General features: G+C 62.9%; 20 protein-coding genes. 16 read left to right on the forward strand and 4 right to left on the reverse strand.

Annotation, left to right across the window (positions count from 1 at the left end; all coding sequences use genetic code 11):
• Position 1: 1 nt before the first annotated feature.
• The 6 genes from AC5WEY_RS01295 (at position 2) to AC5WEY_RS01320 (ending at position 5,523) form a co-directional block, all read left to right on the forward strand.
• On the forward strand, positions 2 to 463 hold the full coding sequence (locus tag AC5WEY_RS01295) for an MTB12 C-terminal domain-containing protein (RefSeq protein ID WP_495644362.1): 462 nt from the start codon (positions 2 to 4) through the stop codon (positions 461 to 463).
• Positions 464 to 851: 388 nt separating this feature from the next.
• Positions 852 to 1,103, forward strand: a complete 252-nt coding sequence (locus AC5WEY_RS01300) for a hypothetical protein (RefSeq protein WP_495644363.1) — start codon at positions 852 to 854, stop codon at positions 1,101 to 1,103.
• Between the two features lie 226 nt (positions 1,104 to 1,329).
• Positions 1,330 to 1,935, forward strand: a complete 606-nt coding sequence (locus AC5WEY_RS01305; protein ID WP_495644364.1) for a GntR family transcriptional regulator — start codon at positions 1,330 to 1,332, stop codon at positions 1,933 to 1,935.
• A gap of 176 nt (positions 1,936 to 2,111) precedes the next feature.
• Positions 2,112 to 3,581 carry an MFS transporter gene (locus AC5WEY_RS01310; protein ID WP_495644365.1) on the forward strand — a complete coding sequence of 490 codons (1,470 nt, stop codon included), beginning with the start codon at positions 2,112 to 2,114 and terminating at the stop codon, positions 3,579 to 3,581.
• Positions 3,582 to 3,617: 36 nt separating this feature from the next.
• Entirely contained in the window at positions 3,618 to 4,538 is a 921-nt protein-coding gene (locus AC5WEY_RS01315) for an ABC transporter substrate-binding protein (RefSeq protein WP_057479007.1), read from the forward strand.
• A 1-nt stretch (position 4,539) separates the two neighbouring features.
• Positions 4,540 to 5,523, forward strand: coding sequence for an ornithine cyclodeaminase family protein (locus tag AC5WEY_RS01320; RefSeq protein WP_495644366.1), 984 nt, complete (start codon positions 4,540 to 4,542; stop codon positions 5,521 to 5,523).
• A gap of 242 nt (positions 5,524 to 5,765) precedes the next feature.
• Here AC5WEY_RS01320 and AC5WEY_RS01325 read toward each other — a convergent pair whose 3' ends face one another.
• Positions 5,766 to 6,989: a sensor domain-containing diguanylate cyclase gene (locus AC5WEY_RS01325; protein WP_495644367.1), complete on the reverse strand. Its 1,224-nt coding sequence runs from the start codon at positions 6,987 to 6,989 to the stop codon at positions 5,766 to 5,768.
• A 121-nt stretch (positions 6,990 to 7,110) separates the two neighbouring features.
• Here AC5WEY_RS01325 and AC5WEY_RS01330 point away from each other — a divergent pair, with 121 nt between their 5' ends.
• The 4 genes from AC5WEY_RS01330 to AC5WEY_RS01345 are packed head-to-tail and all read left to right on the forward strand — an operon-like array spanning position 7,111 to position 10,022.
• Positions 7,111 to 8,316 carry an MFS transporter gene (locus tag AC5WEY_RS01330; RefSeq protein WP_495644368.1) on the forward strand — a complete coding sequence of 402 codons (1,206 nt, stop codon included), beginning with the start codon at positions 7,111 to 7,113 and terminating at the stop codon, positions 8,314 to 8,316.
• Positions 8,317 to 8,330: 14 nt separating this feature from the next.
• A complete protein-coding gene (locus AC5WEY_RS01335; RefSeq protein ID WP_032376110.1) occupies positions 8,331 to 8,687 on the forward strand; it encodes an ArsR/SmtB family transcription factor in 357 nt (118 codons plus the stop codon).
• A 31-nt stretch (positions 8,688 to 8,718) separates the two neighbouring features.
• Positions 8,719 to 9,243, forward strand: coding sequence for a copper resistance CopC family protein (locus tag AC5WEY_RS01340; RefSeq protein WP_495644369.1), 525 nt, complete (start codon positions 8,719 to 8,721; stop codon positions 9,241 to 9,243).
• 35 nt (positions 9,244 to 9,278) lie between these two features.
• Complete coding sequence (locus AC5WEY_RS01345) at positions 9,279 to 10,022, forward strand: TetR/AcrR family transcriptional regulator (RefSeq protein WP_495644370.1); 744 nt, start codon at positions 9,279 to 9,281, stop codon at positions 10,020 to 10,022.
• On the opposite strand, the gene AC5WEY_RS01350 is transcribed toward AC5WEY_RS01345, so the two are convergent.
• Complete coding sequence (locus AC5WEY_RS01350; RefSeq protein ID WP_057479013.1) at positions 9,995 to 10,963, reverse strand: AurF N-oxygenase family protein; 969 nt, start codon at positions 10,961 to 10,963, stop codon at positions 9,995 to 9,997. The two genes, AC5WEY_RS01345 and AC5WEY_RS01350, sit on opposite strands and share 28 nt — an antisense overlap.
• Positions 10,964 to 11,202: 239 nt before the next feature.
• A complete protein-coding gene (locus AC5WEY_RS01355) occupies positions 11,203 to 11,520 on the reverse strand; it encodes a hypothetical protein (protein WP_495644371.1) in 318 nt (105 codons plus the stop codon).
• A gap of 127 nt (positions 11,521 to 11,647) precedes the next feature.
• On the opposite strand from AC5WEY_RS01355, the gene AC5WEY_RS01360 reads away from it, so the two are divergent.
• Both AC5WEY_RS01360 and AC5WEY_RS01365 read left to right on the forward strand, forming a co-directional pair.
• The gene (locus tag AC5WEY_RS01360; protein WP_495644372.1) at positions 11,648 to 11,881 is read left to right on the forward strand and encodes a type II toxin-antitoxin system Phd/YefM family antitoxin; all 234 of its coding nucleotides are present in this window, start codon (positions 11,648 to 11,650) and stop codon (positions 11,879 to 11,881) included.
• Complete coding sequence (locus tag AC5WEY_RS01365; protein ID WP_495644373.1) at positions 11,878 to 12,276, forward strand: type II toxin-antitoxin system VapC family toxin; 399 nt, start codon at positions 11,878 to 11,880, stop codon at positions 12,274 to 12,276. The genes AC5WEY_RS01360 and AC5WEY_RS01365 overlap by 4 nt, the downstream gene beginning before the upstream one ends.
• Positions 12,277 to 12,281: 5 nt before the next feature.
• Here the strand turns inward: AC5WEY_RS01365 and AC5WEY_RS01370 are convergent, their stop codons facing one another.
• Positions 12,282 to 12,707 (reverse strand): hypothetical protein, encoded by a 426-nt coding sequence (locus tag AC5WEY_RS01370; RefSeq protein WP_495644374.1) that lies wholly within the window; start codon positions 12,705 to 12,707, stop codon positions 12,282 to 12,284.
• 189 nt (positions 12,708 to 12,896) lie between these two features.
• On the opposite strand from AC5WEY_RS01370, the gene AC5WEY_RS01375 reads away from it, so the two are divergent.
• The 4 genes from AC5WEY_RS01375 to AC5WEY_RS01390 all read left to right on the forward strand — a co-directional run bounded on the left by AC5WEY_RS01375 (position 12,897) and on the right by AC5WEY_RS01390 (position 15,618).
• On the forward strand, positions 12,897 to 13,745 hold the full coding sequence (locus AC5WEY_RS01375; RefSeq protein ID WP_495644375.1) for a GGDEF domain-containing protein: 849 nt from the start codon (positions 12,897 to 12,899) through the stop codon (positions 13,743 to 13,745).
• 94 nt (positions 13,746 to 13,839) lie between these two features.
• Complete coding sequence (locus AC5WEY_RS01380; protein ID WP_495644376.1) at positions 13,840 to 14,454, forward strand: class I SAM-dependent methyltransferase; 615 nt, start codon at positions 13,840 to 13,842, stop codon at positions 14,452 to 14,454.
• Positions 14,455 to 14,533: 79 nt separating this feature from the next.
• On the forward strand, positions 14,534 to 14,884 hold the full coding sequence (locus AC5WEY_RS01385) for a VOC family protein (protein ID WP_495644377.1): 351 nt from the start codon (positions 14,534 to 14,536) through the stop codon (positions 14,882 to 14,884).
• A 95-nt stretch (positions 14,885 to 14,979) separates the two neighbouring features.
• Positions 14,980 to 15,618, forward strand: a complete 639-nt coding sequence (locus AC5WEY_RS01390) for a DUF1109 domain-containing protein (protein ID WP_495644378.1) — start codon at positions 14,980 to 14,982, stop codon at positions 15,616 to 15,618.
• Positions 15,619 to 15,630 lie beyond the last annotated feature (12 nt).

Here is a 15,630-nt window from a genome sequence, read left to right on the forward strand (position 1 = left end):
CATGAGTCTCGTAATGCTGATCTGCGCATGCGCGCCTGCTGAAGTCGATGACCTGCAAGTTCCCGCCGCCGCTGTTCGATCGACTCAGTTCGCGCCGCCCCCACCACCGATCACCGACGCTGTTCCCACCGCAGATCAGCTGACCGACCTACTCGCTGCAAGTCTGAATTACGCCGTACGCGAGGAGGATCGGGCTCGACTGTTCGATGGCCCCAGCGAGAACAACGTTTCGCTCGCGCGCGCGTGGGGTGCCCAACCCGATCCACAGCACATCGAATTCACGACCGTCGAGCCTGCCGGCCCGGACGCCGTCAACGCGACCGGGCTAGGGCACTTGGGCAATGTCGAGCCGTCTCCGGTCGGGCCGATCCCCTTCGTGCGATCCGACGAGGAGTGGAAGATTTCCCGCGCATTCGCTTGTGGATTCGTGGACGCTGTCGACGGAAGCCACGCCTGCGCGTGAGCTGACGCGTCTCCGCCACCCCTTTTCGGACATAGAACCTCGAATTGGGTGCAACTGGCCGCGGTGAGCGCGGTCAGCTGCACCCGATTTCACTCGGGAACTTCGGAATCCGATCTGTACGACCCATCGAGGCGAGTTCTGATGCGGCGGATGGCTCTCCAGCCCGCAGGTGTCGCGACCGTACTCACGATCAAACCGAAAACGATGCCCTGCGACAGCGCCGACCACTCATCGGGACTTTCGCCGAACAGCGGCCACTTGTACACAACACCCAGCACCACTAAGAAAATTAAAGCACGCAACGCGTCCCCGCCTCTCGCTCGAGTCGTACAAAATCGACCGCTCGGTATATTGTCGTACGGACCGACTGCACCACAGAAGGATCGACGTGTCGAACCAGCGAACGTTTCGCGAGTACGTGATGACCGGCCCCATGAGTAAGAAGGGCGGGGCCACTCGCAGCGACTACATCAACGCCCTCGCATTGGTTCCCGCGGTGGTGGTCGGATTTCTCCTGGCTCGACTGGTGGCGAGCTTCGGTTCGATTCCCCTCGATATCGCGGTCGGATGCCTGGGCGGCGCAATCACCGGAGTCCTGTACCTCTACCTCGCGTATCGAGTCGACTGCCGGCGAACCTAGGTCGCCCGATCCGCACCTCCGCAAACGCGCGCGCGTTTGCTGAACGCGAGCGAGATCGCGTCCGATCAGGACCTAATTCCCTCGCGTCTGACAAACGCGCACGCGTTTGCGACAGAATCGCCCCACCCCAACCGCACGGACCCCCAACCACTCCACCACTACCGGGCGGCCCATCGGCATCGCGTAGTCGCTCGGCCCACCCCCGGCCCGATCTAGACTCTCCCTCGTGCATCCAGATGGCGAATCCTCGGGCGGCATCATTGCCCAGACCTTGCGTGACGAGATTCTGTCCGGTCGTCGCGTCGGCGGTGAACGGCTGGTCGAGGAGTCGATTGCCAAGGCGTTCGGCGTCTCTCGGGTACCCGTGCGAGAAGCGCTCGCCCAGCTCCAGGCCGAAGGATTCGTCACCATCGTGCGCTATAGGGGCGCTACGGTCTCGACGACGCTGCACAAGGAGAACAAGGAACTACTCGAGGTGCGGCATGGGCTCGAGGTGTTGGCCGCTCAGCTTGCCGCCAAGAACAGGGGCGGCTCCGTCGCACAGCAGCTTGCTGCGGTCGTCGAGCACGCCCGGTCGCAGTCGCGCACCCCAGAGGCGACCACCTCGTTTCATGACCTGGTTGCCGTCGCGGCAGGCAACGATCAACTGCGCGAGATGCTGGCCGGGGTCAATCGCCGGGTGGCTTGGGGGCTCGGCGACGATCCAGGCGCGTCGATCCATGACCACGCGGCTCTCGCGGCGGCAATCCTCAACGGCTCACCCGTCCAGGCCGGGTTCCTGATGGACGAGCATCTCCGGCGCGACGAGGATGACACCCCGCGCCAGGCCTGACCGTCAAGTCGTATACCATTTCAGGGATATATCCAGTCCTTAACATGTTCGTAGCGGGAGATAACTGAAATGACACACATTTTGTATACAAATTAGGCAGTCGTTTCGGAGAGTTACGAGAGGCGACTCACCGGAAACATCCGTTGCCGGTGCCTGCCAGCCCGCTGGAGCACACCATGTCTGCCTCTACCTCGGAATCCGTCCCACCCACCCCCATCACACCGAACGAACCCACGGCCCCCACTCCATCAGAACCCGCATCGGGACTGACCAATGCACTCGATCGGATCGGCTTCACCCGAGTGCAGGGTGCCGTGATCCTGCTGCTGATGGCCGGTTTGTTCTTCGACAGCCTGGAGCAGAACTCGACCGGAGCGATGGGACCGCTCATCAAGGAATCACTCGGAATCGGTAACGCCCAATTGACCCTGATCAACACTGCCACCGTGATCGGTGGCCTCGTGGGACGCCTCGTCGGCGGCTACATCGCAGACCGCTGGGGTCGCCGAACTGCGTTGAGCCTCAACCTTCTCGTCTACACGCTGGGCGGCCTGATCAGTGCGGCGGCCGTGAGCTACGAGATGTTGCTCGCCAGCCGCTTCATCGTCGGCATCGGCCTCGGCGGCGAATTCACCGTTGGCTTGGCCATTCTCGCCGAGCTCGTGGCAACCCGACACCGCGGCTCGTTGCTGGCGACGCTCAACATCTCGTCCGGTGGCATCGGCAACATAGCCTCGTTCGGCTTCTTCATGCTGGTTCTGGGCCCGCTCGGTGGCATGCTCGGCGGCGACGACACCTCCTGGCGCTGGACCTACGTAATCCTCGCGCTGCCTGCAGTTTTGGTGGTCTTCTTCCGTCGCTATCTGCCCGAGTCTCCTCGATTCCTGATGTCGAAAGGCCGGGTCGACGAGGCCAACCGCAGCCTCACTCGGCTGGCCAGCGGCTCCATCTCCGGTCTCCGAAACCCAGGCCCCACACAGCAGTTCGTCACGGCCGAGGACATTCTTCCCAGCACCGAGAAGACGTCCTACGCCGAGGTGTTCAAAGGACAGAACCTGCGTCGCACCGCTGCTGTCGGAGCCGCGTCGTGGATGTCCTTCGGCGCTCAGGTCACGCTGCTGTTCCTGATGCCCATTCTGTTGGTCTCCCGCGGCTATTCCCTCACCGACTCACTGTTGTTCACCATGATCATGAACATCGGCAGCCTGTTCGGAGCATGCGCTGCATGCTATTTGGCCGGACGCGTCCGTCGACGCCCCACCGTCATGACTGCTGCGACTCTCGGTTGCATCTCCGCCATCGCCTTCGCAACCCTGGCGAACAGCGTCGCCACCATCTTGATCCTCGGCGCAATCTTCCAGTTCTTCACGATGATGCTCAACACGATGCTCTCGGTGTGGACACCCGAACTGTTCCCGACGTCCATCCGCGGCATGGGTACCTCGGTGGTCAACGGAATCGGCAACGTCGCCGGCGCGGTCATGCCGTTCGCTGCACTCTTCTTCTTCGATATCGCCGGTGTTGCCGGGGTATTCCTGATGATCGCCGGCATGTATGTCCTCCTCGTCGTCGCCGCGCAGTTCGGCCCGGAGACCTTCGGCCGATCGTTGGAGGCGGTGAACGAAAAGGAGCTCGTAGCAGCGTAATTCAGAGACCCATCATGAAAGAAGGAATCGAACACCATGACCGAATCATTGTCCATCTCAGCTACCGCGCACGGACTGAACTACCTCCCCGAGTACTACGCCGATCACGCCGGACTCTTCGCGGACAACGGCTTGTCCGTCCACGCCAAGGCCTGCGATCCGTGGACCGGCGTGCTCGACGACCTCGCCAGCGGCGAAGCCGATATCGCACTCGGCGGGCTGTGGGTACCCGGAATGTACTGGGGCACATCACGACAGCTCACCGTCTTCGCGCAGCTCAATCACCAGTTCCCCAAGGCCCTCGTCATGCGGGAACCGACACCGGGTGGATTCGACTGGTCGATGCTCACCGGAAAGACCGTGCTCGCTCCGGGAATCGGAGGTAGCGCACCGTATGCGATCACCGCAGGCATGATGCGCGAGAGTGGCGTCGACTCGTCGCGCACCACGTTCTTGCGAGACCTGTCGACGCCGATGTTCGTCGAACTGTTCGAGGACGGCCTGGGCGATGCCATCATTCTCGACATCACCACCGCCCAGATCATGTCCGATCGCGGCACCGGGCACATCGTCGTCGAATACGCCGAGGTGGGCGGACTAGGACCGAACAGCGTGTACTACTGCCGCACAGACCGTTTCGAGGAGCTCGAAGAGCGTCTGGTGAAGTTCGCGACAGGTCTCGACGCCGCAATGGCCACCGTCAAGGCCACCCCTGTCACCGAACTCCAGCCGTTGCTTGCCGAGCACTGGCCGAACATTGCAATGCCGACGCTCTCTGCAGCATGCAGCAGGATTCAGCAGTCGCAGACCTGGGACACCGTCCGTATCGACGGCGATGCCAGCGACCGCTGGATGCGAATACTGCAGGAAGAAGGCATGGTTCGCTCCGCACCCGCGTTCGCGGACCTGGTCACCTCACGCGTCGTCGACGCCGCCGAACTCACAGCGGTCGGCTGACATGACTCTGGTACTGCGCCACTCCGAGATCTCGGCGCTCCTCGATCGCAGTGAGGTGTTCACTGCAGTCGAGCGTGCACTGACCGACCTGTCGACGGGGGCCGCTCAGAATCCGGCGCCGTCGTCGATGAACGGCACCGAGGACGGTCGGATCATCCCGATGGTGGCGCAGTCCGGCACCGCTGAGCTCGCGGTGGTGAAGGTGTTGTCGGACCTGCCGGGGAACCGCGCTCGCGGACTTCCCCGGCAGCGCTCGACCATGTTGGTGACGTCGACTCGTACCGGCGAGTGCGTCGCAGTGCTCGACGGCCGGGCCATCACGGCGATTCGTACGGCGGCCGCCAGTGCCGTGGCCACCGCGCACCTCGCACGTGCCGACAGCACCGTCGTGGGCGTCGTCGGTGCCGGTAATTTGGCCGTCGAACACGTCCGTGCACTACACGGCGTACGCGAACTCGAGAGCGTCGTCGTCTGGTCTCGATCCGCCGATACCGTGGAACGGTTTCGCAACAACATCGCGGACTTGGACCTGAAGATCGAACATGCTGTGTCGGTCGAAGACGTTGCGCGACAATCTCATATCGTCTGCACGCTCACCCCGTCCATCACTCCGATCATGCTCGGCGAGTGGTTGAACGCGGGCACTCACCTCAATGTCGTCGGTGCCGCCCCGCGCCCGAACGAACGCGAAGTCGACGGTGCCGCCATTGCGCGGTCGAGAGTGGTGGTGGACAGCACCGCCACCGCCCTGTCGAAGTCGGGCGATGCGCTGCTGGCGATCGGCGAGGGTGCCGTCGACGAGAGCCACTTCGACATCGAACTCGGCGACGTGATCACCGGCCGGACGACCGGTCGATCGACGGACGAGGAGATCACGCTCTTCGACTCCACCGGGATCGGGCTCGAGGATCTTGCTGTTGCCGAGTTGGTCATCCAGCGCGCACGTGCCGCCGGAGTGGGGTCCGAGGTCGATCTGACGTCATAGCCACCTCCGCAAACGCGCGCGCGTTTGCTGAACGCGAGCGAGATCGCGTCCGATTCGGACCTAATCCCCTCGCGTCTGGCAAACGCGCTCGCGTTTGCGTTTCCGAAAGAATCGACCCGCACCCCGGACTCGCACCACCCAACCGGCACCTCGCACCACCCACACCGCACCCCGCACCCCGCACCGAATGAATGCGCCTTTCTTGCACTCTGAGCGACTGAAAGCCACATTGATCCCAAAAATCAGGCCCGCTTCGACGAATACATTCGCTCGTCCGCAATTCGGAGCAACTGGTCCGGGTCAGTGGTCGGTTCCCAACTCCATCCGACGCTCACCGATACCGGGATGTCGGCGCCGTCGATGTCGTAGGGACCGGCGAGGAAGCCGCGGACCCGGTTGGCGAGGCGTTCGACTCCTTCGGCCGATCGGGCACTGTGCAGCAGGGCGACGAATTCGTCTCCCCCGATTCGGCAGGCCACGTCGTCGGCGCGCACGTTGTCGAGGATGCGACCACCGATGGCCGCGAGCACCTGATCGCCCACGACGTGCCCGAACCGATCGTTGATGGATTTGAACGCGTCGACGTCCACGAAGAGCATTCCGACCGGCCGATCGCTGGACACGTTCCTGAGGCTGTTCAACTCGACCATCAAACGTCGGCGATTTCCCAGTCCGGTGAGGTCGTCGATAAGCAGCTGACGTTCGAGTGTGGCCTCCGCGGCTTTGCGTGCGGTGATGTCCTGGATCTGCGCGATGATCACATCGCCTTCGTCGTCGCGCACCACGGTCGCGTTCCGCTGCACCCAGATAGTGGCACCATCTTTGCGGATGTATCGCTTCTCCGACGCCACGTTCGTCAGCGTGCCGTCTGCCAATCCCTTGAGATGTTCGTCGGCGAGGGGAATGTCGTCGGGATGGGTGATGTCACGAAACGTTTTCTGCCGCAATTCTTCTGCGGTGTATCCGAGCAGCTCGCACAGGGCTTTGTTCACTTGTAGCCATCGTCCGTCGCGGGTCATCACGGCTTTGCCGATCGGGGCGTTCTCCATGGTGATCTGAAAGAGCCGGGTCGCTCGATCTCGCTCCCGTTCGGCCTCCGCGCGGGCGCTGACGTCGACGACCAACGCGGTGAATCCGACGACGCTGCCGTCGAGCATGTCGGGTACGTAGGTGGTCTGAGTGACGCGCACGGTGCCTTTGACGTCGATGAGCGTGCGGTCGAACTGCTGCTGCTCACCGGCGAGTGCGGCGGTGATGTACGGCAAATTAAGTTGATACAGCGTTTCGCCGAGCAGTTCGCTGATGTGCTTACCGACCAGAACCGACGGCTCGATACCGAAGTATTCCGCGTACACCTTGTTGGCGAAGACGTTGCGCAGGCCGGAGTCCCAGTAGCCGATCAGCGACGGCAACTGGTCGACGGCGCGGCGCATCACCTCGTTGGATGAATTACGCGTGACGGTCATGAACCACCTCGATTGTGACGCCGACCGAGCAACGGTACCGAAAGTTTTCGCGCTCGGCCCACAACATGCACACAACACCCCATTGAGTGCGCAAGTGCGCACATGTGTGTACCTTGAAACCATGCTTCTCGCCAACCTCGCATTCCGACGCCTCTTCACGGCGCAGGTCGTTGCGCTGATCGGCACCGGACTACTGACGGTGGCCCTGGGCCTTCTCGCCTACGACATCGCCGGCAGCTCCGCAGGAGCAGTCCTCGGCACCGCGCTGGCGATCAAGATGATCGCGTATGTCTTTGTTGCGCCCATCGTTTCGTCCCTGACGAACGCGCTCCCCCGCAAGCTCGTCCTCGTCACCGCCGATGCCGTGCGGGCACTCACCGCGGTGGCATTGCCCTTCGTCGACCAGGTGTGGCAGATCTACGTCCTGATCTTCGTTCTGCAGGCAGCATCGGCCACCTTCACGCCCACCTTCCAGGCCGTCATCCCGTCGGTCGTTCCGGACACGCTGCAATACACCCGCGCGTTGACGCTGTCCCGGCTCGCCTACGACCTCGAATCGCTCGTGAGCCCGTTGATAGCGGCGGCTCTGTTGACGGTCATCAGCTTTCACACCCTGTTCGTCGGAACGGCACTGGGCTTCGTCGTCTCCGCGGTGATGGTGATCGGGACTCGTCTGCCGAAACACGGTGCGGCCGAGCGCACCAGGCCGACCGACGGCATCACCGCGTTCGTGAAAAACCATGAGCTGCAGGGACTCCTGGCACTGAACACCGTCGTCGCCGCAGCTACGGCGCTGGTGATCGTCAACTCCGTGGTCTACGTTCGCGATCTGTTCGGGGGTGGCAGCAGCTCGTTGGCCGTCGCGCTGGGCTTCTACGGTGCCGGTTCGATGATCGCAGCACTGTTCATCCCACGAGCCCTCAGATCCACCGACGACCACCGCCTGATGCTCACCGGCGCCGCAGTAGCCGTCGTGGGAACCGCCGCAGCAACAGGGGTCTCGACACTGAGCGGAGGATTGCCGGCTTGGATTGCGCTCGCCGCGACGTGGTCGATTCTGGGCATCGGAACGTCGATGATCAACACGCCGTCGGCGAGAATTCTGCGTCGTGAATCCGACGACACCACTCGACAGTCGATCTTCACCGCGCAGTTCTCGCTGTCCCACGCCGCATTTCTCATCACGTATCCGGTCGCGGGATGGGTGGGGGCACAATTCGGACAGTTCACCGCAGCGGCAGTGCTCACCGGCTTGGCTACACTAGCGGGACTGTCCGCAGCACACCTGTGGAGTCGCACCCGTGATCCGGTGGTCGCCTCCGCGTAGGGAGAAGACGTTCGATGCCACCGAAGAAGGAACCGCGCATCAGTCTCGACCATGCCGTCCAACCCGACTCCGCCCGCCTGGCCACTGCCAGTGACACCTTTCGGATGCTGTCCGATCCCACCCGGCTCCACATCCTCTGGCTGCTCGATCGCGGCCCCGCCGACGTCAGTGCACTCACCACCGCCACCGGAACGTCGCGTACCGCCGTCAGCCAGCATCTGGCCAAGCTCCGATTCACCGGACTCGTGGAGACCCGACGCGAGGGCCGGAACGTCATCTACCGCTTGGCCGACGGCCACCTCGCCCGTCTCGTGCGGGAGGGCCTGAATTTCGCAGACCACAAGGTCACCGGCGAACCTCCGCACGAATGACCGGAAAGCACCGATGAAACGCCTCGCCACAATGACAGCCACGCTCCTCACCGCAACAGCGCTGTCGATCGCACCCGCCTCGGCCCACGCGTCTCTGCAGTCGAGCAATCCTGCCGAGAATGCCGTGCTCGACGCCGCGCCGGACGAGGTGACCCTGACGTTCAACCAGTCCGTGCAACAGACCTTCGCCACCGTCACCGTCGTCGGATCCGACCAAAGCCAGTGGGCCGCATCGGATCCCGTCGTCGATGGCAGCACGGTGACAGTCGATCTCGACGGACTCGGTGCGGCGGGCGAATACACCATCGGGTACCGAGTGGTCTCCGCCGACGGACATCCGATCACCGGCAGCATTCCGTTCCAACTCACGCAGGGATCCTCGGCCGCGGCAACGCCCCCGGCAACGGACCTCGACTTCACCAACACAGCAGAGCCCGAGGCCACCGAGGCCACCGAGGACTCCGACAGCGGCTTCCCACTGTGGACGATCGGGGCGGTCGTGGCTGTGGTCGGTGCGGCGGGTGTGCTGTTCGCACTGCGCAAACGCAGCAACTGACGGCCTCGGCCGATGCGGACGTGAGAACATGCAGCATGAGTGACGGTGGCCCACGCCCGAAGTCCGATGGCCGTAAGCGGCGTTGGGAGCAGCACAACACCGATCGTCGACGCCACATCATCGATGCCGCCATGACGGTGCTGGCCCGCGATATCGCTCCTGGTGAGCGGCTCACCACCGCCCAGATCTCCGCCGAGGCCGGCGTCCATCGCACCGGGCTCTACCGTCATTTCCGTGATCGCACCGACTTGGACACCGCCATTCAGCGGGCCATCTGCGATCAGTTGACGGCCGCTCTGGTCGCGTCGTTCGAGTTGACCGGTACTCCTCGCGATGTGGTGCACCGCGTGGTGAGCACCTACGTGCGGTGGGTTGCCGAGCATCCCGCGTGGACGCGGTTCGTCGAGCAGGACGTCAGCGCCGAATCGCCCACTCCCCTCGAAGAGACCAACGCGATGCTGGCCGAGCAGCTGGAAGTGAGCGTTGCCGCGTTTCTTTCTATCGTGAACGCGGATCTCTCGCCCGAGGACTGGTCGCTGGTGCGGCCGTGGGTGGCCGGACTGGTCTCCGGATGCATGGGCGCGGTGCGCAGCTGGAGCGGGCAAACCGAATCACGCACCGGCCTGGACCATTTCGCGACGTTCCTGGCCGACACCATCTGGCTTCAGGTCAAGGGACTCGGGGCATCCCGCGGCATTTCGATTCCCCAAGTCCCTCTCGAAACCGTCCCGCTCGATACCGCCCCGGAAACTCAGCCGAACGACGGCTCACTGCGGTAGCGCGACGGCCGTCCGTCGATACCGAGAGCGCGCCACACTCGCTTCGAGACTCGGTTCATCAGTCCCAGTTCGCCGGCAAGCATTCGGACGTCACCGAATGTGTCGCGCAATGCCTTTCGTGACGGTTCGCTGTTCCACCAGACGGCGTCCACGACCTCGTCGGGGATGTCGAGCTCGCGTCGCATCTGCTTGCTCGGCTTCATGATGACGTCGCACAGCAATCGCATGATGACGGGCGTCAGGATGGAGATCGATGCCTTTTCGAAGCGGCCGAGGCGAGGAGCCTTGTACCGCAGGTACTGATGCGCGAAGCCGATGTGACGGGCTTCCTCGGCGATGTGAATCTGCATCACGCGCTGGACCAGCGGATGACCGACGGCACCGGCACGCAGCACGCCCTTCTGCATGTGGTCGATCGGCTCTTCTCCGGCAAGGACGCCGACGAAGAACCCGAACGGTGCCGACCGGCTGGCGAACACCGTGAGCATCGGAACGATCTTGCGGAACCAGGTGGGTCCGCCGGGCACGTCGATGCCGATGCGATTGACCAGTTCCTGGAACATCTGGGTGTGGTGGCACTCTTCGGTGGCCTCGTGCGTCGAGTACCGGAATTCCGGTGAGTTGTTGGGCAGCGTGAGCGCGTACTGCATGAGGCCGCTGATCAGGATCTGCTCGAACTGCAATCCCACCTTGACCATGCTGGCCTGGCGATACATACCGATGTGGATCTGCCGGTCCAGGGGAAGTGACTTGTACCAGTCGGTGTGTCCGAGCGGGTCGGCGTCGGGCAGCACCCAGCGCGGATCGTTGGGAACGATCGCGTACTCGGGCTCGTCCCACGGAATGTCGAGGAAGGCGTCGAAGTGCTGGTGCACCGATGCCGTCGACAGCGCATGCAAGGTGTCTCGGTAGAGCGTTCGTGAGTCGTCGACTGCAGTCATGGTGGTCCTTCCGCCTGCGTCCCAGCAATATGTACGAAGAATGTGTACGCAACACAGCGTCACACATAAAACTGGTTAGTGCAACGGACCGTCGCAGATACTTGAAGAAATTGTTTCGAAACGACGAAACCGGCCGACCATGCTTCGGTCGACCGGTCTCGAGGATCTGCTGGCACCGCCGTCGTGCATAGAAATTCGTAGAGGGTTACGAAGTTCCGTGCACGTGCGACGTAGTCGCTCTACAGCACCATCGCAAGGAAGCCCACACCGACGACGATGCCGAGGATTCCGGTACCGATGGCCAGTGCCGCATCGGTGCGTTCGGCGCGCTCCCCGGCGAGGTCGGGGGTGCGGTCGGCCCACAGCGCCGCGGCGACGGCAATCAGGCCTGCGGCGATACCGAGCCCGGCGGCCCAGAACGAGACCACCGAGAGAGCGCCGAACATCACCGCGATTTCGGTCACCTGAGCGCGAGTACGGATGCGCCGATTCCACCACTTGGGTGGCATGCTTTCGTCCAACTCACGGGCCTCGAAGTTGGAAGAGGTGACGGTCACTGCCTACTCCTTTCGAACAAGAATGTGCCTCCATTTTGGCACTCGGCAGGCTGGAGTGCCAAACCGCAGAAGGCTGAACACGGAGAAAAGACTATTCGGACCAGTCGCACTGGTCTAATCTGTGGTGATGAAGACAATCACCAGTACAGAAGCCAAGACGCGGCTCAACGCGATCTTGGCCGAGGTCGAGCAAACTGGCATTTCGGTCACGATCACCAACCACGGTCGACCGGTTGCTGTGCTGACGCCCGCTCGACCGACACCGCGCGTCTTCGGCCAATTGCGAGATCTCGTCGTGCCGGAATCTTTCGACGAACCTCTCCCCCCGTCGGAACTGGCCGCGTGGGGGTCGCCGGAGTGACCTCGTTCCTTCTCGACACCAATGCACTGCTACGGCTCGTTGCCGATCCGGACAGGATGCCCGAGGACGTTCGCAAGACCCTCGCCGATCAAGGAAACGAGTTGATGGTCTCAGCCGCCTCGGCGTGGGAGATCGCAATCAAGACTCGGATCGGCCGACTCGACGGGGGCACCCTGCTGTCGACGTGGACCGAGGTGTTGACGGGAATGAACGCGACCGACCTTGCGATCGACTCCGCAGATGCGTCGACGGCCGGGCGGCTCGACTGGGGCCACAAGGATCCGTTCGACAGAATGATCGTTGCCCAAGCCCTCCGTCGACACCTGACGATCGTCACGAGCGACCGAATCGTCATCGACGGGGCGTTGACGCCGACTCTCGACACCCGCGGGTGACCGCTTCAACCCCACAGAAGCTGCTGTCCCGCAACTGCTTTCATCGGTCCGAGATCGAATGTCTTCGCATCGGAGATCACGTACGGGACGTGAATCTGCATCGCATACTCGCGATGTTCGAGCAGAACCTCGAGATGCATGTCCGACGCCCCCTCGGCCGTCGCGTCGGACACGATGGCGTACGACCGCACATCATCGGCGACGGCGCGCAACCGTCCGACGAGTTGTTCGTACACCGTCATGGTGGACGACGCATCCACCTCCACCGGAAGAATCTTCTGCCCGAGAGAGACGTGGTTGACGACAGCTACCGGGTCGAGTCCCCAGTTTTCGCCGATGCGTTCGGCGGCAATCTCGACACAGACGTCGAGTAGATCGTCGAAATCTTCTTGGCACTCGGCGCTCGCCACTTCTCGCCACTTCGTCGTCATCGAAAACCCCCATCATCGCTCGGCTACCCACCTCTTCGACGGCACCCGACACCGATCGGTTCCCGAAAGTCGTACGTTCGTACCAGTTTGTTATCCATCGTGGTGCGTCGACGTCGCGACGGCTCTGGGATCGACCCGACCTCGACTAGACTCCCGTTGAAGGAAGGGGAGAAAGCAGGTCGTTGCGTCGTGGAGGAACACCGGTACAGGCGCATCTTCGCCTCGAGCCCCGTGGCGCAAGCACTCTCCGATGCCGATGGATTGTTCGTCGACGTCAACGCTGCCTACTGCGAACTCGTCGGACTGTCCTCCTCGGAACTGATAGGTCGGTCCGCAACGGTGCACACTCACCCGGACGACCTTGCACTCCATGGCAGCGTCGAGGATCTGATGGCCGCGGGCACGGCAGCTGGAAAGTCCGTGAAGCTCGAGGTGCGTTTCGTTCGACCGAACGACGAGATTCGCTGGGTTCTGCTCACCTTGGTTCCTTTTGTCGGCCCGTCCGACGCCGACTGGACACTCGCGGCCGCTCTCGATGTCACCGATCGAAAAGAGATCGAGGACGGCATCCTGCATGCGTCCCGAACAGATCAATTGACCGGGGCACTCAATCGTCGCGGTTGGTCGGACTACGCGGTGTGCGTCGTAGACGACCATTCGGTCGACACGGTCGTCGCGGTTCTCGATCTGGATCACTTCAAACAGTTCAACGACAACTTCGGCCACGCTGCCGGCGACGCGTTGCTCCGCGACTTCGTGTCGACTGCTCGAAGCTGCATCGGCGACGACGGACTCCTGGCACGTTGGGGCGGAGAGGAATTCGTGATCACTCTGCGTAACTGCGATCGTCGAGACGCTCTTCGATCACTCGAAGCTCTCGCAGCCGCGATCGCATCGTCGGGGGTGACGTTCTCGGCCGGATACACGCTTCAGCGACCGGACGAAGGTCTTCGCAACACTCTCGACAGAGCCGACGCACTGATGTTCCAGGCGAAGCGCGCCGGTCGCAACCGAATGGTCACCGACGCACCTCACTGAGCCTTCACCCATTTGCCAATACAGCAAACTTACTTGCCGATCAATTATCGGGGCTGCCATTCTGACGTCACACACCGCGACGAAAGGCCATGACATGACGCACGCATTCGACAAGCACTACTGGGAGCAGCACTGGGATGACAGAACATCCCATTTCGTCGCGGCGAATCCGTATCTCATGGACGAAACAGCCCAACTGACGCCCGGCACCGCCCTGGACGCCGGCTGCGGCGCTGGAGCAGAGGCAATCTGGCTTGCCGAGCAGGGTTGGCAGGTCACCGGTGCGGACATCTCCAAGGCCGCTCTCGCCACCGCCGCAAGGCAATCCGAGGCGGCGGGCGTCGACGTCACCTGGACGGAAGCCGACCTGACCACCTGGAATCCCGACGCGCGATGGGATCTGGTGATGACCCACTACGCGCATCCGACGATTCCGCAACTGGACTTCTATCGACACATCGCGCAGTGGGTGGCACCGGGCGGTTCGTTGCTCATCGTCGGACACTTACATGATGGCGCGCAACATCATTCACACGAGGGCACGCCGCCGCACGAGGCCACCGTCACCGCGAAAGACATCACTGCCCTGTTCGACGCCACCGAGTGGCGCGTGGACACCGCAGCCGAACAGTCCAGGACCGTCGTCGGTACAGGCGTGCACTCGAAGACGTTGCGCGACGCGGTGGTTCGCGTGACCCGCCTGATCTGATCAGGCACCGTTCTCGAGTCTCGGCAGTGAGGCGACCGGATCGTGGGTGACTTCGGAGGCCGGCGCATACGATGACGTCATGATCGGACGCATTGACGAGGTCGTATTCGACTGCACGGAGCCGGCTGTGTTGGCGCAGTTCTGGGCAGGTGTACTTGGTGGGCAATCTGCGATGCGAGACGACTCATGGCATTTCGTCGATGTTCCAGGGTTCACTCGGCTGGCGTTTCAGCGAGTTCCGGAGGACAAATCTGGCAAGAACCGGCTTCATCTCGACGTCGACGTGCCGAACATCGACGTTGCCGTGGAACAGGCCGTTGACCTCGGTGCGACCGTGGTCGGGAATCGGCACTCCGATGCGGCCGGGTCCTTTCAGGTTCTCCGGGACCCCGAGGGCAACGAGTGGTGTCTGGTGACGCCGCCCAGCTGATCAGAAGGCGTCGCGAAAGCCAACGCGGCGCTCCGCCGCCTCTGTTCATCGCTTTTCGGGCCGTCACCAACAGTGTGGGCAGATACGCTGACTCGATGGCGAGAATGGCATCGCTCGACAAGTGGGTGCATCAGCAGCTCACGGGCGAGCAGACACAATCGAAGCCACCCGGTCCAATTTTGCTGACCGTCGTGACGGCTGCCGTCGGGGTGTGGGTCTGCGTCAAACGAAATTGGTGGCCATCGCCGTTCGGCGCACACACCTGGGCCGACCCGCTGCTTGCCCATCTGCTCGTGCTTGCGATTTTGGCCGCCACCGGCCTGGTGTGGGCAATCCGAACCCTCTACGTGCTCGGCCGCGACCAACGTTGGTCCTGGTGGATACTCCCCGCGCCCGTCGTCGTCTCTGCCGCCTTCGCGTTCGTGGTGTGGGGGCCGAGCACGACCTTTCTCGACAAGCGCGGCGAGTTCGAGGCCATCGCCGTCGACATCCGGGAGAACCCCGGCACGTCCCGCGAGAAGTTCGAGATCGGTCCTTTCGATATCAGTCGCTCCCTAGGCGGCGGCCCGTCGGGAGAGGTCTACTTCGTCGACAATTCGACCATCTTTTTCGGCTTTACGAGCGGGTGGGTGTACTCCCCTGATCATGAAACGGGCGGCCGGAACGATGCCGATTCAACCTGGACTCACCTCGACGGCCCCTGGTACCGATACGAATCGGTGTACCGAGACTGATCTGCCGAACTC

This window comes from Rhodococcoides sp. S146-33, assembly GCF_059489205.1.